This is a genomic window from Sphingomonas sp. CFBP 8760, assembly GCF_014841615.1.
In the GTDB taxonomy this organism is placed as follows: Bacteria; Pseudomonadota; Alphaproteobacteria; order Sphingomonadales; family Sphingomonadaceae; genus Sphingomonas.
On record NZ_JACYUG010000002.1, the window covers coordinates 233,513 to 252,774 of the forward strand.

19 protein-coding genes are annotated in these 19,262 nt (G+C 66.2%); 8 read left to right on the top strand and 11 right to left on the bottom strand.

Going from position 1 to position 19,262, the window contains the following annotated elements:
* The first annotated feature begins 3 nt into the window (after nt 1-3).
* The 4 genes from fabG (at nt 4) to mltG (ending at nt 3,424) form a co-directional block, all read left to right on the top strand.
* Nucleotides 4-747, top strand: coding sequence for a 3-oxoacyl-[acyl-carrier-protein] reductase (gene fabG, locus IFT82_RS03995; RefSeq protein WP_192124749.1), 744 nt, complete (start codon nt 4-6; stop codon nt 745-747).
* Between the two features lie 99 nt (nt 748-846).
* Nucleotides 847-1,083 carry an acyl carrier protein gene (locus IFT82_RS04000; protein ID WP_192124750.1) on the top strand — a complete coding sequence of 79 codons (237 nt, stop codon included), beginning with the start codon at nt 847-849 and terminating at the stop codon, nt 1,081-1,083.
* A gap of 108 nt (nt 1,084-1,191) precedes the next feature.
* Nucleotides 1,192-2,451, top strand: coding sequence for a beta-ketoacyl-ACP synthase II (fabF, locus tag IFT82_RS04005; protein WP_192124752.1), 1,260 nt, complete (start codon nt 1,192-1,194; stop codon nt 2,449-2,451).
* Between the two features lie 7 nt (nt 2,452-2,458).
* A complete protein-coding gene (gene mltG, locus IFT82_RS04010; RefSeq protein ID WP_192124754.1) occupies nt 2,459-3,424 on the top strand; it encodes an endolytic transglycosylase MltG in 966 nt (321 codons plus the stop codon).
* A gap of 428 nt (nt 3,425-3,852) precedes the next feature.
* Here the strand turns inward: mltG and IFT82_RS04015 are convergent, their stop codons facing one another.
* Nucleotides 3,853-4,188 carry a hypothetical protein gene (locus IFT82_RS04015; protein WP_192124756.1) on the bottom strand — a complete coding sequence of 112 codons (336 nt, stop codon included), beginning with the start codon at nt 4,186-4,188 and terminating at the stop codon, nt 3,853-3,855.
* A gap of 159 nt (nt 4,189-4,347) precedes the next feature.
* Entirely contained in the window at nt 4,348-4,593 is a 246-nt protein-coding gene (locus IFT82_RS04020) for a hypothetical protein (RefSeq protein WP_192124758.1), read from the bottom strand.
* Between the two features lie 167 nt (nt 4,594-4,760).
* Here IFT82_RS04020 and IFT82_RS04025 point away from each other — a divergent pair.
* Nucleotides 4,761-5,707, top strand: a protein-coding gene (locus tag IFT82_RS04025) for an IS630 family transposase (RefSeq protein ID WP_192124760.1) whose coding sequence is annotated in 2 segments (ribosomal slippage) — nt 4,761-5,106 and nt 5,106-5,707 — 948 coding nt in all. Because the reading frame shifts where the segments join, the coding sequence is not laid out codon by codon here.
* Nucleotides 5,708-6,239: 532 nt separating this feature from the next.
* Here IFT82_RS04025 and eda read toward each other — a convergent pair.
* The 8 genes from eda to IFT82_RS04065 all read right to left on the bottom strand — a co-directional run bounded on the left by eda (nt 6,240) and on the right by IFT82_RS04065 (nt 13,645).
* A complete protein-coding gene (gene eda / locus IFT82_RS04030) occupies nt 6,240-6,845 on the bottom strand; it encodes a bifunctional 4-hydroxy-2-oxoglutarate aldolase/2-dehydro-3-deoxy-phosphogluconate aldolase (RefSeq protein WP_192124761.1) in 606 nt (201 codons plus the stop codon).
* Entirely contained in the window at nt 6,842-7,810 is a 969-nt protein-coding gene (gene glk / locus IFT82_RS04035) for a glucokinase (protein ID WP_192124763.1), read from the bottom strand. Before glk ends, eda begins: the two co-directional genes overlap by 4 nt.
* 107 nt (nt 7,811-7,917) lie before the next feature.
* Nucleotides 7,918-9,729 carry a phosphogluconate dehydratase gene (gene edd, locus IFT82_RS04040; protein WP_192125088.1) on the bottom strand — a complete coding sequence of 604 codons (1,812 nt, stop codon included), beginning with the start codon at nt 9,727-9,729 and terminating at the stop codon, nt 7,918-7,920.
* Between the two features lie 3 nt (nt 9,730-9,732).
* Nucleotides 9,733-10,437 carry a 6-phosphogluconolactonase gene (gene pgl / locus IFT82_RS04045; protein ID WP_192124765.1) on the bottom strand — a complete coding sequence of 235 codons (705 nt, stop codon included), beginning with the start codon at nt 10,435-10,437 and terminating at the stop codon, nt 9,733-9,735.
* A 127-nt stretch (nt 10,438-10,564) separates the two neighbouring features.
* Entirely contained in the window at nt 10,565-12,028 is a 1,464-nt protein-coding gene (gene zwf, locus IFT82_RS04050) for a glucose-6-phosphate dehydrogenase (RefSeq protein ID WP_192124767.1), read from the bottom strand.
* 18 nt (nt 12,029-12,046) lie between these two features.
* Nucleotides 12,047-12,979 carry an N-acetyl-gamma-glutamyl-phosphate reductase gene (argC, locus tag IFT82_RS04055; RefSeq protein WP_192124769.1) on the bottom strand — a complete coding sequence of 311 codons (933 nt, stop codon included), beginning with the start codon at nt 12,977-12,979 and terminating at the stop codon, nt 12,047-12,049.
* A complete protein-coding gene (locus IFT82_RS04060; RefSeq protein WP_342355039.1) occupies nt 12,976-13,362 on the bottom strand; it encodes an SH3 domain-containing protein in 387 nt (128 codons plus the stop codon). Before IFT82_RS04060 ends, argC begins: the two co-directional genes overlap by 4 nt.
* Nucleotides 13,301-13,645 carry a MarR family transcriptional regulator gene (locus tag IFT82_RS04065; RefSeq protein WP_192125092.1) on the bottom strand — a complete coding sequence of 115 codons (345 nt, stop codon included), beginning with the start codon at nt 13,643-13,645 and terminating at the stop codon, nt 13,301-13,303. The genes IFT82_RS04060 and IFT82_RS04065 overlap by 62 nt, the downstream gene beginning before the upstream one ends.
* Before the next feature lie 300 nt (nt 13,646-13,945).
* Here IFT82_RS04065 and secG point away from each other — a divergent pair, with 300 nt between their 5' ends.
* A complete protein-coding gene (gene secG / locus IFT82_RS04070) occupies nt 13,946-14,350 on the top strand; it encodes a preprotein translocase subunit SecG (protein WP_192125094.1) in 405 nt (134 codons plus the stop codon).
* A gap of 83 nt (nt 14,351-14,433) precedes the next feature.
* Nucleotides 14,434-16,071 carry a CTP synthase gene (locus IFT82_RS04075; RefSeq protein WP_192124771.1) on the top strand — a complete coding sequence of 546 codons (1,638 nt, stop codon included), beginning with the start codon at nt 14,434-14,436 and terminating at the stop codon, nt 16,069-16,071.
* Between the two features lie 40 nt (nt 16,072-16,111).
* Here IFT82_RS04075 and IFT82_RS04080 read toward each other — a convergent pair whose 3' ends face one another.
* Nucleotides 16,112-16,588: an Hsp20 family protein gene (locus tag IFT82_RS04080; protein WP_192124773.1), complete on the bottom strand. Its 477-nt coding sequence runs from the start codon at nt 16,586-16,588 to the stop codon at nt 16,112-16,114.
* Between the two features lie 243 nt (nt 16,589-16,831).
* Between IFT82_RS04080 and IFT82_RS04085 the strand changes: the two genes are divergently transcribed.
* Nucleotides 16,832-19,258 carry a TonB-dependent receptor gene (locus IFT82_RS04085; RefSeq protein WP_192124776.1) on the top strand — a complete coding sequence of 809 codons (2,427 nt, stop codon included), beginning with the start codon at nt 16,832-16,834 and terminating at the stop codon, nt 19,256-19,258.
* Nucleotides 19,259-19,262 lie beyond the last annotated feature (4 nt).

The following is a 19,262-nucleotide window of genomic DNA, read 5'->3' on the forward strand; positions in this document are numbered from 1 at the left end:
ACGATGTTCGATCTTTCAGGCATGACCGCGCTCGTCACCGGCGCTTCCGGGGGGATCGGGTCGGCGATCGCGCGCGGGCTGGTGGCGCAGGGAGCGACGCTGGCGGTGTCGGGGTCCAACGCCACCAAGCTGGAGGATTTCCGCGCCTCGCTGGGCGGGACCGGCCATGTCGCGCTTCCCTGCGACCTGTCGAACGCCGCCCAGGTCGATGCGCTGGTGCCACAGGCGGTGGCGGCGCTGGGCGGGCGGCTCGACATCCTCGTCAACAATGCCGGGGTGACGCGCGACAATCTGGCGATGCGGATGAAGGACGAGGAGTGGGACACCGTCATCCGCGTCAATCTGGAGGCGGCGTTCCGGCTGATGCGCGCGGCCGCCAAGCCGATGATGAAGGCGCGGTTCGGGCGGATGATCTCGATCACCTCGGTCGTCGGGCAGACGGGCAATCCGGGGCAGGCCAATTACGCGGCATCCAAGGCGGGGCTGGTGGGCATGTCGAAGGCGCTGGGGCAGGAACTGGCCAGCCGCAACATCACCGTCAACTGCGTCGCCCCCGGCTTCATCCGCTCCGCGATGACCGACGGGCTGCCCGAGGCGCAGAAGGCGACGCTGACCGCGCGCATTCCGGCCGGCGACCTCGGCACGGGCGAGGATATCGCCGCGGCGGTGGTCTATCTGGCCAGCCGCGAGGCGGGGTACGTCACCGGGCAGACGCTGCACGTCAATGGCGGCATGGCGATGGTCTGACACGACGGGCCACCTGTCGTGCGGGCCTTGCCACGGCACCACCCGCGTTATAGGTGCGTTCAGGAAGACCGAATTACCGCTTAACGAAGAGGGACTACCATGAGCGAGACCGCCGACCGCGTGAAGAAGATCGTCGTCGAGCATCTCGGCGTCGAGGCCGAAAAGGTGACCGAGGAAGCGAGCTTCATCGACGACCTGGGCGCCGACAGCCTCGATATCGTCGAGCTGGTCATGGCGTTCGAAGAGGAATTCGGCGTCGAGATTCCCGACGATGCCGCCGAGAAGATCACGACCGTGCGCGATGCGATCACCTATATCGACGAGCACAAGGCATAAAGACACGCGCCGTGGCTCCCTGTTCGGGGAGCGCGGATGACAACGGCCCCCCGTCCCCGCTGAGAGGGCGGGGGGCCGTTTCATTATGAGACAGGATGGAGACTGGGTATGCGGCGCGTCGTCGTGACCGGATTGGGCCTCGTGACGCCGCTTGGTGCGGACGTCGAGACGGCGTGGGCGAACATATTGGCGGGCAAGTCGGGCGCAGGCCCCATCACCCGCTTCGACGCCTCCGACCAGGTATGTCGGATCGCGTGCGAGGTGAAGCCCGCCGATCATGAATACGGGTTCGATCCCGGCAAGCGCGTCGACCACAAGGTACAGCGTCAGGTCGATCCGTTCATCATCTATGGCATCGACGCCGCCGGACAGGCGCTGGAGGATGCTGGCCTGACCGAGATGACGGTCGAGGAAAGCTGGCGCGCGGGCTGTTCGATCGGATCGGGCATCGGCGGGCTGCCGGGGATCGAAAGCGAGTCGATCGTCCTGCATACCAAGGGGCCACGCCGCGTCTCGCCGCACTTCGTCCATGGCCGGCTCATCAACCTGATCTCGGGCCAGGTATCGATCAAATACGGCCTGCGCGGGCCGAATCACGCGGTCGTCACCGCCTGCTCCACCGGCGCGCATGCGATCGGCGATGCGGCGCGGATGATCGCGATGGACGACGCCGACGTGATGCTGGCGGGCGGGGCGGAGGGCACGGTCTGCCCGCTCGGCATCGCCGGCTTCGCGCAGGCGCGCGCGCTGTCGACCGGGTTCAACGACACGCCGGAAAAGGCGAGTCGCCCCTACGACAAGGATCGCGACGGCTTCGTCATGGGCGAGGGCGCGGGCATCGTCGTGCTGGAGGAATATGAACACGCCAAGGCACGCGGCGCGAAGATCTATGCCGAGGTGATCGGGTACGGCCTGTCGGGCGACGCCTATCACGTCACCGCCCCGCATCCGGAGGGTGACGGCGCGTTCCGATCGATGCAGATGGCGCTGAAGAAGGCGGGGCTGGCCCCGTCGGACATCGATTACATCAACGCGCACGGCACCTCGACGCCGATGGGCGACGAGCTGGAGTTGGGCGCGGTGCGGCGGTTGTTCGGCGATGCGATGCAGACGGTGTCGATGTCGTCGACCAAATCGGCGATCGGCCATCTGCTGGGCGGTGCGGGCGCGGTCGAATCGATCTTCTGCATCCTCGCGATGCGCGACCAGATCGTGCCGCCGACGCTGAACCTCGACAATCCCAGCGACAGCTGCGTCGGGGTCGATCTGGTGCCGCACGTCGCCAAGAAGCGGCAGGTGCGCGCGGTGCTGAACAACTCGTTCGGCTTCGGCGGCACCAACGCGTCGCTGGTGATGCGCGCGGTCTGACCGGCACATGCGCAAGCTCGGCTGCCTGATCCTGCTGATCGCACTGGTGGTCACCGCCGTGCTGGTCGCCACCAATCTGTGGGTGGGTACCGGCCCGGCCGAGCGGCCCGTCGCGGTGGTGGTGCCGGAGGGCGCCAGCCTCGCCCGCGCCGCGACCGAGCTGGAGCGGGCGGGCGCGATCCGCTCCGCCAGCCGGTTCCGCCTGTTCGCGCGGGTGTTCGGCGGCGGTGGCTCGATCAAGGCGGGCGAGTATCGGATTCCCGCCGGTGCCAGCCAGAAGGACGTGCTGGCCCTGCTGGAGGACGGCAAGGTCCGCCAGCGGCTGGTCGCGGTGCCGGAGGGTTATCCCTCGATCATGGTGCACGACGCAGTGATGCGCGCCGACGGGCTGACCGGAACGGTGGCGGTGCCGGCCGAGGGATCGATCCTGCCCGACAGCTACGCCTATCAGCGCGGCGATACCCGTGCGGCGCTGGTCGCGCGGATGCAGAAGGCGATGAAGGACTACCTCGCCGCCGCCTGGGCGAAGCGCAAGCCGGGTATCGCGGTGACGACGCCCGAACAGGCTATCACGCTGGCCGCGATCGTCGAAAAGGAAACCGGCAAGCCCGCCGAGCGCCGCACCGTGGCGGCAGTCTATGGCAACCGCGTGCGCATCGGGATGCCGCTACAGGCGGACCCGACCGTGATCTACCCGATCACCAAGGGCCGGCCGCTCGGCCGCCGCATCCTGCGGTCCGAACTGCACGCGAAGAACGGCTACAACACCTATGCCAGCCCCGGCCTGCCGGTCGGCCCCATCGCCAACCCCGGCCGCGCCTCGATCGACGCGGTACTGGACCCGGCAAAGTCGCAGGCGCTGTACTTCGTCGCGGACGGCAGCGGCGGCCACGTGTTCGCGAACACGCTGCCCGAGCATAATGCCAATGTCGCGAAATGGTATGCGATCCGCCGGCAACGGGGCGAGATGTAAGGCTGTCATCAGCGGACGGTGAACGTCTCGCTTTGACAGTACGCCCTCCAAACGCTCGTTTGGTTATTCTGGACAGGTCCGGAGCAGCAATGATCTTGCTACTTTGACACGTTATGCATGGATGGAGAACCACATGCGATAATGCAGGTCGGGCAGGCGTGTCGTATTCGCCAGCCGGGCAGGCCGGGATACGGGGGAGATGGGGCGCTCAGGAATGTCTGATTGCCCTCTCGCAAATCTCTACCATTTTCGGGCCGTAGACAGGTTAAGCCTGAGACGTGTCATCCTTGTAACTAGAGCGGGATGACTTGAGGTTGATCCGGATGTTCGTCATTGCGAGCGCAGCGAAGCAATCCAGGGCGTCCTGGTCCGGCACTGGATTGCTTCGCTGCGCTCGCAATGACGGATCAGTCTGATGTCATCTGACTCTAGAACGGCACATCGTCGTCTAAATCATCAGCAAACCCGCCAAACTTTGGGCTGGCCGACGGCTTAGAAAAATCGGGAAGAGCCTTGGGTGGGGGCGCAAGCCGTAACCGTTCCTGCTCTTCCTTTTCTTTGTCGTCGCCAACAAGCCGAATAACCATCATGATCGTTTCAGCAGCCTTGGGTGAGTTGGCGAGCGCCGCAGTTCCACCGCCAACAATGGTCATGATAGAAGCGGCTATGGCCATTGTGCGTGCAAAACTCAGGCGCTGCTTGGTCAACTCAGTTTCAAGCTCGTCAAGCTTATCCCGCAACGCTGCCTTCTTCTTGTCCGTCAAGTCTGAGCCGTCAATGGAGTAACGGAGTTGGTCAATTTCTTGCTGTATCTTGGCTCTGGTTACGCGGCCAAGCTCTACCGAATGGGGTCGTGCGACAAGCTGGCCTTGCAGTCTGACCTTGGTAACAACGCCAGCAAGATAGACTTGGAAAACTTGGTATTAGTTGTAGTCGGCTAGATCATTACCAATCTTAGGCAACCCTTCAATGCCAAGGGCCTCAGCCATGCCCGAGACAATGCTAATAAATTGAGAGCGTATTTCGGTTGAGAAGTCACCTGAGTTTGACGAGTCCAACATACGGGCCAAGTTGTTTTGCGCTATTCGGACAAGCACGGCAAACTTGTCATTTGGTTCCTGAGGCAAACCCTCATAAGCCTCTTCAGGTATCAGGTCATATTCAGACATCGCCGCTCCGCAACCCTTCAGGCAGCATCCGCCTGAGCTAGCGCCACCACGCTGGGACCGCCTTCAGAGAAGCTAGAGCATAATCCGAACGGCGTGAATCGTTGAGGGATTCCCAAGGGGACTGAAGTCTGATTCATGCTTGTCACCGGTGACGGGAGGCCGGTCAGATGGGCAAGCCGTTATCGATGGACCTGCGGGAGCGGGTTGTTAGTGCCATTTCGGGAGGCATGTCCCGCCGGGCGGCTGCAGCGCGGTTCGGAGTAAGCGCGGCGAGCGCGGTGAGGTGGGCGGCACTGCAGCGCGATCAGGGCAAGCCAGCGGCCAAGCCACAGGGTGGTGACACACGCTCGGCGAAGACCGAAGCCAAGGCGGCGCGGATCTGGGCGCTGTACGAAGCAGCGCCCGACATCACGCTTGCTGAGCTGCGCGCGGCGCTGGCCGCCGAGGGGATCGCGGTTGCGGTATCGACCCTGTGGCGCTTCTTCGCCCGCCATGGGCACACGCGCAAAAAAAGACTGGCCATGCACAAGAGCAGGACCGCCCCGACGTCCTGAGCGCGCGCGAGGCATGGTTCGAGGGCCAACTCGATCTCGATCCGGAAGCACTCGTCTTCGTCGATGAGACAGGCGCCAGCACCAGGATGGCACGCCGCTATGGACGCGCTCCACGCGGCGAGCGGCTGCGCATGGCGGTGCCGCACGGGCACTGGATGACGACCACGTTCGTCGGGGCTTTGCGGCTCTCGGGTATGACCGCACCGCTCGTCATCGACGGACCGATGACCGGGGCATGGTTCGAAGCCTGGGTCGCCCGGGCGCTCGCCCCGACGCTGAAACGTGGCGATGTCGTCATCCTGGACAACCTGCCTGCCCACAAGAGCGTCGCGGCCAGGGACGCGATCGAGGCAAGGGGCGCCCGGCTGCTCTTCCTTCCTCCTTACTCGCCGGACTTCAACCCGATCGAGAACGCCTTCGCCAAACTCAAGGCGCTCCTGCGCAAGGCCGCCGCGCGCACCGTAGATGACCTGTCACGCGCCATCGGTGCCGCCATCGACACCTTCACGCCCGCAGAGTGCGCCAACTACTTCGCCGCTGCCGGATACGATGCGTACTGAACGGAATTTGCTCTAGTCTAAGTCGCCATTACCTCAACCCGCTTTTCAAAAAACGTGGGGAAGCGGCTTAACGGTTCGGGTCCCTGTTTAGGATTCACATCGGCCATCCCCTTGCCTGACCAGTCCAAAAGCCTAATACAGCCGCCCCGACGCTCTTTCAGAAAACCCCAGAAATCGGCCATTTTTGGTGTCAGCCGTAAAATCCTTTTCTGGGCACAAACGGCACGTCGACTATCAAACCAAGCGGTACTGTCCTACACCAGCCTGTTCTGGCATGGATCGGTGCCGCTATTTTCCATGGTCGATCCCGTTGCCAGCGCACCGACGTCAGGTGCCGCATCGGTCGCTGTTCGCCACCGCAACACGCTGCATGGAAAGTCCACCGACAGGGCGTTTCCCGTGACTTTCGTGACTTTCCGATCGTCTCGACCCCGATAAACTACCGGTTGGTCGTACGGGCGGCATGTCCAGCCGTGGCTGTCGTCCAGACGGCGCTACCCGCCTGGACGCCCCGCAACGCAGATATCCGGGCTTACCCCCGCAACGCCGCCGCGGCCCGTGCCTTCGCCTCGATCTCGGCCAGCGTGCCGCCGGTCACCCAGCTGCCGCCGACGCATTCGACCGGTTCCACCGCCAGCCAGTCGCGCGCGCTTGCTTCGGTGATGCCGCCGGTGGGGCAGAAGCGGCACTGGTAGAAGGGGGCGGCGAGCGCCTTCAGCGCCTTGATCCCGCCCGAGGTTTCGGCGGGGAAGAACTTGAACGCGGTCAGCCCCATGTCCAGCCCGCGCATGATGTCGCCCGCCGTGGCGACGCCGGGGAGGAAGGGGACGCCGGACTTCACGATCGTCTCGCCCAGGCCCTGCGACAGGCCGGGGGAAACGATGAATTCGGCGCCCGCAGCCATCACCTGTTCGAACTGGCCCTGCGACACGACGGTGCCGGCGCCGACGATCGCGCCCTCCACCTTCTTCATCTCGGCGATCGCGTCGAGCGCGGCGGGGGTGCGCATCGTCACCTCCAGCACGCGCAGGCCGCCGGCGACCAGCGCCTCGGCCAGCGGGCGGGCGGTGGTGGCGTCGTCGATCACCAGCACGGGGATGACGGCGCTGGTGCGCATGATGGTGAGGATATCGGTCATCTGGAATGCTCCTGGGCAAAGGCGGCAGCCGCGCCGAACAGGCCGGGCTGCGGATGGGTGATGAGCTTGACGGGCATGGCGGCCATCATCGACTGGAACCGGCCCTTGGCGACGAAGCGCTGGTCGAAGCCGGAGCGCAGCAGCCGGTCCTTGATGCGCAGACCCAGGCCGCCGGCGATCACCACGCCCTTCGCGCCATGCGCCAGCGCCAGATCGCCCGCGACGGCGCCCAGCGCGAGGCAGAAACGGTCGAGCGCGGCGAGCGCGATCGAATCGGTGCCCTCCAGCGCCTCCTGCCAGATCGTCTTGTCGTCGCGGCTGGGGACCGGGCGGCCCTCCATCTCGGCCAGCGTCTCGTAGATCGCGACGATGCCGGGGCCGGCGACGACGCGCTCGGCGGAGACGCGGGTGAAGGTCTTGCGCAGGCGACGCAGGATCGTGTCCTCGATCCCGTCGAGCGGCGCGTAATCCATATGGCCGCCTTCGGTGGACAGGACGTGATAACCGCCATCGGCCTTCAGCACCTGCGCCACGCCCAGCCCGGTGCCGGGGCCGCAGACGGTGGTGATGCCCTTGGTCGGCAAGGGCACGTCCGGCCCGCAGAGATGGACGAAATCCGCATCGGGCAATTGTGCGACGGCATGGCCGACCGCCCCGAAGTCGTTGATGATCGTATAGGTTTCGGCGTTCAGCCGCTCCGGGATCAGCGAGGGGCGGATGACCCAGGGGTTGTTGGTCAGCCGGATCACGTCACCGGTGATCGGCGAGGCGACCGACAGCGCGGCGGCACGCGGCAGGGGGCCGGCAGCTTGCGCCTCGAATGCCTGCCACGCGGTCTGGAGCGAGGCGTGCTCGGCGGTCTTCTGCGTGCAGACCTCGCCAAGCGAGACGACATGGCCGCCCTCCACCTCGGCGATGGCGAAGCGGGCATGGGTGCCCCCGATATCGACTGCGACGACCTGCATCCTACTTCCTCTCCGCTTTGGGGAGGAGGAGCGGGGAAAGGGGAGTATCGCTCACCATCTTTCCACCGCCCCTCCTGCCGGCCCTCTCCCCCGACGGGGAAAGGGGATTACAGGCCCGCGCCCGCCAGCACGGCGGATGCACCCTTTTCGGCTTCGTCGGCCAGCGACCGGAACATGCCGAACAGTTCGCGACCCATGCCGGTGGCGGCGGGCGGGGCGACGGCCTGTTCGCGCGCGGCCCATTCGTCCGCATCGACCCGCGCATCGACGGTACCCGCCACCGCATCGACGCGGATCAGGTCGCCGTCCCGGATGCGGCCGATCGCGCCGCCCAGCAGCGCCTCCGGCGAGCAATGGATCGCGCAGGGCACCTTGCCGCTGGCACCCGACATCCGCCCGTCCGTCACCAGCGCGACCCGGAAGCCACGATTCTGGAGGACGCCGAGCGGCGGCGTCAGCTTGTGGAGTTCCGGCATGCCGTTGGCGCGCGGCCCCTGGAAGCGGACGACGACGACGACGTCCTGCTCCAGCTCGCCGGCCTTGAACGCCTCCAGCACGTCGAGCTGGTCGTGAAACACGCGGGCCGGCGCCTCGACGACCCAGCGGTCGCGCTCGACGGCGGATACCTTGATGCACGCACGGCCGATATTGCCCGCCAGGATGCGCATACCGCCATCGGGGGAAAACGGTGCCGCCGCCGGGCGCAGGATCGTGTCGTCGCCGCTGACGCCGGGATCGACCCAGTGCACCGTATCGCCATCGATCACCGGTTTGCCGGCATAGGCGACCATGCCGCCCGACGCGATGGTCATGATGTCGCCGTGGAGCAACCCCTCGCCGAGGAGTTCGCGGATGACATAGGGCATGCCGCCCGCCGCCTCGAACCCGTTCACGTCCGCCGATCCGTTGGGATAGACGCGCGCGATCAGCGGCACCGCCGCCGAGAGGCGATCGAAATCCTCCCAGTCGATCACGATGCCCGCCGCACGCGCGATGGCGGGTACGTGGAGCAGGTGGTTGGTCGAACCACCCGTCGCCAGCAGCCCGACCGCCGCGTTGACGATCGCGCGTTCGTCGACGCACCAGCCCAATGGCCGGTAGTCGTCGCCCCGCATGCCGATCGCCGCCAGCCGGTGGACGGCGGCGCGGGTCAGTTCCTGGCGCAGCTTGGTGCCGGGATTGACGAAGGCGGCACCGGGAATGTGCAGGCCCATCACCTCCATCATCATCTGGTTGGTGTTGGCGGTGCCGTAGAAGGTGCAGGTCCCCTTGCCGTGATAGGCCTGGATTTCCGCATCCAGCAATTCGTCGCGGCTGGCATCGCCCACCGCATAACGTTCGCGAACCGCCGCCTTGGCCTTGTTGGGCAGGCCGGTCGGCATCGGGCCGCCGGGGATCAGGATGGTCGGCAGATGGCCGAAGCGCAGCGCGCCCATCAGCAGGCCCGGCACGATCTTGTCGCAGATGCCCAGCAGGGCCGCACCCTCGAACGTGCCGTGGGACAGGCCGACCGCGGTCGACAGCGCGATCGTGTCGCGGCTGAACAGCGACAGTTCCATGCCGGGATAACCCTGCGTCACGCCGTCGCACATCGCGGGCACGCCGCCCGCCACCTGTGCAGTGGCACCAGCCTCGCGCGCCCAGACCTTCATCAGTTCGGGATAGCGATAATAGACCGCGTGCGCCGACAGCATGTCGTTATAGGCGGTGACGATGCCGATGTTCATGCCGCGATCGGCCTTCATCGCATCCCGGTCCTCGTCCGTGCCGGCATAGGCATGGGCGAGGTTGGCACAGCCGAGCTGCGGCCGGCGGATGCCGTTGTCCCGCTCCCGCTCGATCAGGTCGAGATAGGCGCGCCGGCTGTCACGCGACCGGGCGATGATCCGGTCGGTGACGGCGGCGACGGCATCCTTCATCATTCAGGCGCTCCAGTGGATATCGATGGGCAGTTCGACGTCGGCCAGCACGCGGCCGATCGGGTAGGGGGAGGACGGCCCCTCCGCGATCGCCTGTTCCAGCACCTTGCGCTTGGCGTCGCCGGTGACGGCGATCATCAGCGCGCGGGTGGAGGCGATGGCGGCACGCGACAGCGTGACGCGCGCGACCGGCGCCTCGGGCGGCAGCGGATCGGGCATCACGCCCAGGGCGCGGCGTTCCTTGGGGCCGTTCATCGCCTCGTCGAAATCGGGGCCGGGGAAGATCGACGCGGTGTGCCCGTCGCCGCCCACGCCCAGCAGGCAGAAATCGAGCGGCCAGTGAAGATCCTGCATCAGCGCATCGGCGGAACGGCCGGCGGCCTTGTGATCGGCCGTCGCCTCCGGCACGATCGGCATCACCCGCGCCCCCTTGGGCAGGAAGATCTTGGCGAGCGCGGTGACGTTCGACAGCGGATCGCCGAGCGGCACGATCCGCTCGTCGGTCGGGATGATCGTCACCTTCTTCCAGTCGAGCTTGGCCTTGGCCAGCTTCTCATAGGCGGGGAAGGGCGTCTTGCCCCCCGCCAGCGCGATCACCGCGGAGCCGCGGGCGTCCAGTGCGCTTTCGATGACGAACTGGATGTCGCCGGCGATCGCATCGGCCAGCTCGCCGGCGTCGTCATATTCCCACCATTCGATCTCGGTCATGTCGTGCCTTCGTGTCGCTGAAAGAAACGGGCGACGCACCCGTGGATAGACCGGGCGGGCGCCCATGGGTAGTCGTGATGGATATGTATGAAGCGCGCTCCCGCCCGACGAGCGGGGTGCGCGACGATCAGTCGTCCTGCCAGGTCACGCCGCCGCGTTCGGTCAGGCCGATCGCCGCGGACGGCCCCCATGAGCCGGACGGATAATGTTTCGGCTTCTGGTCGTTCGCGGTCCAGCCGGCGCGGATGGCATCGATGAAGCGCCACTGCGCCTCCACCTCGTCGCGGCGCACGAACAGCGTCTGGTCGCCCTCGATCAGGTCGAGCAGCAGGCGCTCATAGGCGATGCGGCGGCGGCTGCCGGCGAATTCGGCGTCCATCGACAGGTTGAGCGGCACCTCGCGCAGGCGCACGCCGTCGCGGTCGAGGCCGGGTTCCTTCGCCATCACCAGCAGCTGGACATATTCTTCCGGCTGCAACCGGATGATGAGCATGTTGGGCTGGAGCAGCCCGCCGCGCCCCGCGAACATCGAATGCGGCACCGCCTTGAACTGGATCGCGATCTCCGACCGGCGCGTCGCCATGCGTTTGCCGGTGCGCAGGTAGAAGGGCACGCCCTGCCACCGCCAGTTGTCGATATGCGCCTTGATCGCGACGAACGTTTCGGTCGACGATGGCTTGCCCAGTTCGTCGGCATAGCTCTTGACGAACTCGCCCTTCACGGCGCCGTCGCCATATTGGCCGGTCACGACGTTCTGGGGCACTTCCTCGGGCTTCATGATGCGCAGGGAACGGAACACCTTGCTCTTCTCGTCGCGCACGTCGTTGCCGTCGAACTTGGCGGGCGGCTCCATCGCGACCAGCGCCAGCAGTTGCAGGATATGGTTCTGCACCATGTCGCGCATCGCGCCCGCAGTCTCGTAATAGCCGGCGCGTTCCTCCAGCCCGACCGTCTCGGCGATCGTGATCTGGACGTTGTCGATGCCGCGCGCGTTCCAGACGGGTTCGAAGAACGAATTGCCGAAACGCAGCGCCAGGATGTTCTGGACCGTTTCCTTGCCCAGATAATGGTCGATCCGGTACGTCCGCTCCTCCGGAAAGGCGACCGCGACCGCGTCGTTGATCTCCTGGCTGGACGCTAGGTCATAGCCGAGCGGTTTCTCCAGCCCGATCCGCACCGTCTCACCCGCCAGCCCGACCTGTGCCAGCCCGGTGATCGCCGCCTCGAACAGCGAGGGTGCGGTGGACAGATAGATGGCCAGACCACCCGACACGTCACCCAGCTTTTCGGCCAATGCGGGGAAGGTGTCGGGGTTGGACAGGTCGACCGACTGATAGAACAGGCGGTCGAGGAAACCGGCCAGTGCGCCTTCGTCGCGGCGGTCCTCTGTCAGGAACTCGTCGAGGGCCTTCCCGGCGAACTCGCGGTAACCGGCGTCGTCCATGTCGCTGCGCGCCGAACCCGTGATCGTCAGCCCTTCCGGCAACAGGCCGTCCGCATGAAGACCGTAGAGCGATGGCAGCAGCATCCGCTGTGCGAGGTCGCCGGTCGCTCCGAACAGGAGCAGCTTGCCTACCGGTGTGCGCTGCATCAGGCTTCCTTCTTCAATTTAGAGCGTCAGGCCGGCGACGGGATCGAGCCCGGCCATGATGTTCAGGTTCTGCACCGCCGCACCCGCCGCACCCTTGCCCAGATTGTCATAGGTGGCGATCAGCCGTGCCTGCCCGTTGTCCGGATTGCCGAAGACCCGCAGCGTCATGCGATCGCTGGCGGCATCCTCCTCGATCCGCACCGCGGCGATGTCGTCCGTCGCGGCGACGCGGACGACGGGGGTATCCCGGTACGCCTCGCGCAGCACATCCTCCACCGCCGCCAGGGTCGGCCGGCCGGGCAAGGCATGAAGCGCCAGCCCGATTTCCCCCAGCATCCCGCGATACACATTGGCGACCGCGGGCAGAAAGATCGGCGGCTGGGCAAGGCCGCCATGCGTCCGCATTTCCGCCAGATGCTTGTGCGACAGGCCAAGCCCGTATGCGCGGAAGCCGGTGGCGGTCCCGCCGCCCTCGAACTCGGCGATCATCGCCTTGCCGCCGCCCGAATAGCCGGAGGCACCCGAATAGACGAGTGGCCAGTCCGCAGGCACCAGCCCGGCCCGGACCAAAGGGCGCACCAGCGCCAGGAAGCCGCTCGGCCAGCAACCGGGATTGCTGACGAACCGGGCCTCAGCGATCCGGGCTGCCTGTTCCGGTTCCAGTTCTGGCAGGCCATAGGTCCAGCCATCGGCGACCCGGTGGGCGCTGGATGCATCGATGACGCGGGTGGCGGGATTGCGGATCAGCGCCACCGCTTCCCGCGCGGCATCGTCGGGCAGGCAAAGGATGACGATGTCGGCGTCGTTGAGCGCCTCGCTCCGCGCGGTCGCGTCCTTGCGGCGCGCCTCGTCGATCGCGATTACGGCGATCCCGTCACGGCCGGCGATACGATCGCGGATTTCCAGCCCGGTGGTGCCGGCGGCGCCGTCGATGAAGATCGAGACGGTCATGCCGGCAACGTCGCATCGGCCGCGGCCAGACTGGCGGCGGGGATATAGCCGACCAGCGTCAACGCGGGGGCCACGCCCCACGCCGCCTCGCCGATCAGGTCGAGCACCTCGAACAGGTCGCCGGCCGCCAGTGTCGCAAGGACGGCCGATCCCGGATCGCGCGCCACGCGCAGGTCGACCGCAGTGGCGATCCGCCGGGGCATCGGGGCGGCATAATGCGGCGCGAAGACCTGGTCGGCGAGCCGGACGTCGGCCAGATCGGACCGGACCGCATGGGTCGACGGATCGAAGACGATGGATCGTCCGGTCAGCGCGAACGCCTTACGCGACGGCGTGGCTGAGGCGGTTGCCGGGGTGGGGGCCGGGGGCAGGGGCGTCGCCATCGCCGATGAATTGCCCGAACTCTTCAAGAAAATCTGCCCCTTCGGAAGTACGCGCGACGAAGATGTTGCGCTTATCGCTGTCGTCGCGTTGCCGACGCAGATAGCCGAGCGTACCCAGCCTGTTCAAGGCGCGCGTGACGACGGGCTTCGATACGTTCAGCGCACGCGCCAGACCGCGCACGGTATGGGGGCCGGGCTTGAGGTATACGAGCAGCAGCAGCGCCATCTGCCGGTTGGTCAGATCGGGTTCACCGGATCTGACGTAATCGACGAGGGCGCTCATCCAGCTGGACAGGGCATGGGGGTCGTGTGCGGGCACGGGGCTGGCTTCCGATCCTTGGTTCGTCCGTTGCGGCGCCCGGCGGTTCGGGCGTCGTTTCGCAGTCATAACGCCTTGACCGCAGCAGGTTTCCCGCCGTCCCCCGGCTTTTCGGGATGGCGTTAACCTGTATCTTCGCGGCGGGGCGGCAGGGTGGCGGATGTAACCCCGATGCGCGGCGGCGTCCGGAAGGTTGATCGCCGCCGTCCACTCGCCTATGTGCCGCGGCTGGCTCTCCCCGAAATTCTGGATCACCCCCGGCCCATGTTTGCCTTCCTGCTCGTCGTCCACGCCATCGTCGCCGCTGCCCTGGTGACGGTGATCCTGATGCAGCGATCCGAGGGTGGCGGGCTCGGCATGGGCGGCAGCCCCTCCGGCCTGATGTCCGCACGCGGCGCCGCCAACTTCCTCAGCCGGGCGACGTCGGTACTGGCGAGCATCTTCGTCGTCTTCTCGATCGTGCTGGCGGTCTATGCCGCGACGCGCAAGGTCGAGTCGATCGATACCTCGCTGGCGCGCACGCCCGCGCCGCAGACCGCGCCCGCGCCGCAGAACAACGCCGTCCCCAACACGCCGGCTGACGGCACCGTCACCACCGGCGCCGGCAAGCCGGTGCAGGTCGGGCCGGGCAGCCCGGCCGACAATTCGTCGGTTCCGCTCGCCAATTAAGTTCCATTCGCCGCGTTAAAGGCACCTGCGCCGGTCGCGGGTGCTTGTCGCGCGTGCCCTATCCACGCTAGGCGATTCCTCCCATGGCACGGTACATATTCATCACCGGGGGCGTGGTCTCGTCGCTCGGCAAGGGCCTCATGGCGGCCTCCCTCGCGGCGCTGTTGCAGGCGCGCGGCTACAAGGTCCGGATCCGGAAGTTCGATCCCTATCTGAACGTCGATCCGGGCACGATGAGTCCCTATCAGCACGGCGAGGTCTATGTGACCGACGACGGGGCCGAAACCGATCTCGACCTGGGTCATTACGAGAGGTTCACCGGCGTCGCGGCGCACCAGTCGGACAACGTCACCTCCGGCCGGATCTATCATCAGGTCATCACGCGGGAACGGCGCGGCGACTATCTGGGCGCGACCGTGCAGGTGATCCCGCACGTGACCGACGCGATCAAGGCGTTCGCGCGGGCCGATGTCGACGACCTCGATTTCGTACTGTGCGAGATCGGCGGCACGGTGGGCGATATCGAGTCGCTGCCCTTCATCGAATCGATCCGCCAGTTGAAGAACGAACTCGGCCGGGGCCAGTCGATCTCGATCCACGTCACGCTGGTGCCTTATATCGCGGCGGCGGGGGAACTGAAGACCAAGCCGACGCAGCATTCGGTGCGGGAGATCGCCGCGCTGGGCGTCGCGCCGGATGTGCTGGTATGCCGTTGTGAACAGCCGCTGCCGCCGTCGGAACGCGCCAAGATCGCGCTGTTCTGCAACGTGCCCGCCTCCGCCGTCATCCCGGCGCTGGATGCGAAGAGCATCTATGCGGTGCCGCTGCAATATCACGCCGAAGGCTTGGACGAGGAGGTGCTGCGCGCGTTCGGGATCGAACCCGGCGCCGCCCCCGACCTGTCGCGCTGGTCCGAGATCGTCGACCGGCTGTTCAACCCGGAGGGTGAGGTGACGGTCGGCGTGGTCGGCAAATATGTCGGGCTGCAGGATGCCTACAAGTCGCTGAACGAGGCGCTGGTCCATGGCGGGATCGCCAACCGCGTGAAGGTGAACGTCCGGTGGATCGACGCCGAACTGTTCGAGGGCGACGATCAGGCGGCGATCGCCGCGCATCTGGAGCCGTGCCACGCGATCCTGGTCCCCGGTGCGTTCGGCGAGCGCGGCGCAGAGGGCAAGATCGCCAGCGTCCGCTTCGCCCGCGAACGGCAGGTGCCGTATTTCGGCATCTGTTTCGGGATGCAGATGGCATGCATCGAAGGTGCGCGCGATCTGGCCGGAATCGCCAATGCCTCATCGACCGAGTTCGGCCCGACCGACGAACCGGTGGTCGGCCTGATCACCGAATGGATGGGGCGTGACGGGCTGGAGAAGCGCGAAGAGCAGGGGGACATGGGCGGCACGATGCGGCTCGGTGCCTATGATGCGACGCTGACGGGCAATTCGGTGGTCGCCTCGATCTATGGCGGCACCGCGATCTCCGAACGGCATCGCCATCGCTACGAGGTCAACACCCATTACCGCGAGGCACTGGAGGCGGGCGGCCTCGTCTTCAGCGGTATGTCGCCGGACGGGATGTTGCCGGAAATCGTCGAACGGCCCGACCATCCGTGGTTCGTCGGCGTGCAGTTCCATCCGGAGCTGAAATCCAAGCCGTTCGACCCGCATCCGCTCTTCGCCAGCTTCATCGGCGCCGCCGTGAAACAGAGCCGGCTGGTATAAGACAAAACCCCCTCCCCGTGCGGGGAGGGGGTGTCCGGGGTTATGCCGCTTCGGCGTCGATCGTCGAGCCACTGGCGGTGTCGACCGCTGCCAGCGGGGTGCCGGTCTTGATCGCGATGGTCTTGGGCTTCATCGCCTCGGGCACCTCGCGGACCAGATCGATCACGAGCAGCCCGTCGTTGAGCCGCGCATCCTCGACGAACACGAAGTCCGCGATCTCGAAGCGGCGCTCGAACGAGCGGTTGGCGATGCCGACGTGCAGGAACTGCGCGCCCGGCTGCTTTTCATCCTTGCGGCCGACGACGAGCAGCAGGTTCTGCTGCGCGGTGATCTCGATCTCGTCGCGGCCAAAACCGGCCACGGCCAGCGTGATGCGATAGCGATCGTCACCAAGGCGTTCGAGATTGAACGGGGGATAGTTTTCCGGGCCGGAACTGCGGGCATTGGTTTCCAGCAGGTCGAACAGTCGGTCGAAGCCGATCGTCGAGCGGCGATAGGGGGTCAGGTCGATACGCATGTCAAATCCTCTGTCGAGCGAGTTGTAGCAAGGCGCCCACCACTGCGCGGCGCCGGTCGCACGGTCCGGTCTCGGCCCCGTGCGGTCGGCAATCTGGGTAGGGCCGAACCGGCTTCAAGAGGGGGTGGACAGAAAATTTATCGCCCCGTTCGAGCAGCATGAAGCTGGGCTTTGCCGATCCCAAGCGCGACGTCGATTGAAAGTCCTCCGATTTGATGGAGTTTAGGGGAAAGGGGATTTCTCATGACGTCGACGCTTGTCCTGTTGCTGGCCCTGCAGGCCGCCACGCCCGCTGCGGAGCCGCAGGCCGGTTCGCCACCCGCTGCCGATGAGCAGGCGGAGGCGACTGGGCGCAGCGGCCCCGCCGCGACATCGGCGGGGGGCGACATCGTCGTCACCGCGCGCCGGCGGACCGAGACGGTGCAGAAGGTGCCGATCGCGATATCCGTGATCGGGGGCACGGCGCTGGCGGAAACCGGCACCTACAATGTCAGCCGGCTGACGCAATTGCAGCCGTCGCTGCAATTCTATTCGACCAACCCGCGCAATTCCGCCGCCAATATCCGCGGACTCGGCGCGCCGTTCGGCCTGACCAACGACGGGATCGAGCAGGGCGTCGGCATCTATGTCGATCAGGTCTATTACAGCCGGATCGCGTCGGCGACGTTCGACTTCACCGATACCGAACGGATCGAGGTGCTGCGCGGACCGCAGGGCACGCTGTACGGCAAGAACACCACGGCCGGCGCGATCAACGTGACGACGCGCAAACCCAGCTTCACGCCGGAGGCGCGGGTCGAGCTGACCGGTGGCAATCTCGATTTCTTTCAGGGCAAGGCGTCTGTTTCCGGCCCGCTGGTCGACGACAAGGTGGCGATCCGCCTGTCGACGTCGGTCACCACGCGTCGCGGCACCATCTACAACGTCCGGCAGGACGAATATCAGAACAGCCAGGACAATCTGAGCCTGCGGTACCAGATCCTGTGGAAGGCATCGCCCAGCCTCGATCTGACGCTGTTCGCCGATTATAATCGGCAGAATCCGAACTGCTGCGTGCAATATTACGCCCGTACCGGCGCGACGCAGCGGCCGGTGATCCGCCAATATGCCGCCCTCGCCGCAGCGCAGGGCTATGCCGTGCCATCGACCAACGCGTTCGACCGGGTGACCGATGTCGATACTGACCTGCGCGCGAAACAGGAACTGGGCGGGCTGTCGCTGCTCGCCAACTGGGATCTGGGCGGGGCGACGCTGACGACGGTCAGCGCGTGGCGGTTCTGGAACTGGGATCCGTCGAACGACCGCGATTTCATCGGGTTGCCGGTCACCACCGTTTCCGCCAACCCGTCGCAGCAGCGGCAGGTGAGCCAGGAACTGCGGATCGCATCGAACGGCGACCGCGCGATCGATTATGTCGGTGGCCTGTTCTATTTCCGCCAGACGATCGATACGCAGGGGCTGCAGGTGCAAGGTCCGGCGGCCAGCGCCTTCCTGCTCAACCCGACCAGCACGGCCGGGCGCAATCCGGCGACACTGAACGGACTGACCGCGCGCAACACGATCGGCTTCGTCAACACGTCCGCCGCGGTGTTCGGCAAGCTGACCTGGCATCCCGACGAACGGCTGTCGATCTCGCCGGGCCTGCGCGTCAACTACGACAAGAAGGACGGCTCCTATGTATCGGTCGTCACCAATGGCGCGGGTAGCACCAACCTGACCGCAGACCAGCGCGGCGTGCTGGCGCCGCAAAGCTATCGGCCGCAGTTCGACAACTGGAACGTCTCGGGCGACCTTACCGTCGCCTACGACATCACCGACGATGTGCATTATTACGCCACCTATGCGCGCAGCTACAAATCGGGTGGCATCAACCTGTCGGGCCTGCCCAACGACCGGTTCGGCAACCCCGCGCTGTCGGTGGCGCGGGTGAAGCCCGAAAAGGTCAACCATTTCGAACTGGGCCTGAAGACGCAGTTCGCCGATCGCCGCGCGACGGTGAACTTCGCCGGCTTCTGGACGGAGATCGAGGATTATCAGGCCACCGTCACCAACAATCAGGTGGGTGTGCTGCGCGGTTACCTGGCCAATGCCGGCAAGGTCCGGACGCGCGGGCTGGAGATCGACAGCGCATTCCGCCCGGTCGACCGGTTGAACCTGTACGCCAACGCCGCCTTCACCGACGCGAAATATGTCCGCTTCGTCGATGCGCCGTGCCCGCCCGAACTGTCCGGCGGCACGGCGTTGACGGCGGGGCAACGGCCGGCGGCGGCCGGGACGCCCGGACCCAGCCCGGACAATTGCGACATCTCCGGCCAGTGGTTGCCCGGCGTGTCGAAATGGGCCTTCTCCTACGGTGCGGAATATGGCGTTCCCGCGCAGGTGGCGGGGCTCGATGGCCGCTTCTACCTTGGCTATGACGGCAGCTATCGGTCCAAGTACTCGTCCAACCCGTCGCGGTCGGCCTATACCGACATCAAGGGCTATGCGCTGTCCAACTTCCGCCTCGGCTTTCGGGCGGAGCGGAGCTGGAACGCGTTCCTCTGGCTGCGCAACGCGTTCAACAAGGATTATTACGAACTGCTCGCCACTCAGTCGGGCAGCACGGGCCTGATCGTTGGCCAGCCGGGCGATCCGCGCACCTATGGCCTTACCGTCTCACGCAGCTTCTAACCGA

Bases quoted from the DNA above. Each gene is read 5' to 3' on its own strand.
- eda (WP_192124761.1), bottom strand. From the start codon at position 6,845: ATGACCGATATCCTCACCATCATGCGCACCAGCGCCGTCATCCCCGTG.
- IFT82_RS04020 (WP_192124758.1), bottom strand. From the start codon at position 4,593: ATGTCTGAATATGACCTGATACCTGAAGAGGCTTATGAGGGTTTGCCT.
- IFT82_RS04060 (WP_342355039.1), bottom strand. From the start codon at position 13,362: ATGGCGACGCCCCTGCCCCCGGCCCCCACCCCGGCAACCGCCTCAGCC.
- secG (WP_192125094.1), top strand. From the start codon at position 13,946: ATGTTTGCCTTCCTGCTCGTCGTCCACGCCATCGTCGCCGCTGCCCTG.
- IFT82_RS04000 (WP_192124750.1), top strand. From the start codon at position 847: ATGAGCGAGACCGCCGACCGCGTGAAGAAGATCGTCGTCGAGCATCTC.
- IFT82_RS04085 (WP_192124776.1), top strand. From the start codon at position 16,832: ATGACGTCGACGCTTGTCCTGTTGCTGGCCCTGCAGGCCGCCACGCCC.
- edd (WP_192125088.1), bottom strand. From the start codon at position 9,729: ATGAAGGATGCCGTCGCCGCCGTCACCGACCGGATCATCGCCCGGTCG.
- IFT82_RS04065 (WP_192125092.1), bottom strand. From the start codon at position 13,645: ATGAGCGCCCTCGTCGATTACGTCAGATCCGGTGAACCCGATCTGACC.
- glk (WP_192124763.1), bottom strand. From the start codon at position 7,810: ATGCAGGTCGTCGCAGTCGATATCGGGGGCACCCATGCCCGCTTCGCC.
- argC (WP_192124769.1), bottom strand. From the start codon at position 12,979: ATGACCGTCTCGATCTTCATCGACGGCGCCGCCGGCACCACCGGGCTG.
- IFT82_RS04075 (WP_192124771.1), top strand. From the start codon at position 14,434: ATGGCACGGTACATATTCATCACCGGGGGCGTGGTCTCGTCGCTCGGC.
- fabF (WP_192124752.1), top strand. From the start codon at position 1,192: ATGCGGCGCGTCGTCGTGACCGGATTGGGCCTCGTGACGCCGCTTGGT.
- zwf (WP_192124767.1), bottom strand. From the start codon at position 12,028: ATGCAGCGCACACCGGTAGGCAAGCTGCTCCTGTTCGGAGCGACCGGC.
- fabG (WP_192124749.1), top strand. From the start codon at position 4: ATGTTCGATCTTTCAGGCATGACCGCGCTCGTCACCGGCGCTTCCGGG.
- pgl (WP_192124765.1), bottom strand. From the start codon at position 10,437: ATGACCGAGATCGAATGGTGGGAATATGACGACGCCGGCGAGCTGGCC.
- IFT82_RS04080 (WP_192124773.1), bottom strand. From the start codon at position 16,588: ATGCGTATCGACCTGACCCCCTATCGCCGCTCGACGATCGGCTTCGAC.
- mltG (WP_192124754.1), top strand. From the start codon at position 2,459: ATGCGCAAGCTCGGCTGCCTGATCCTGCTGATCGCACTGGTGGTCACC.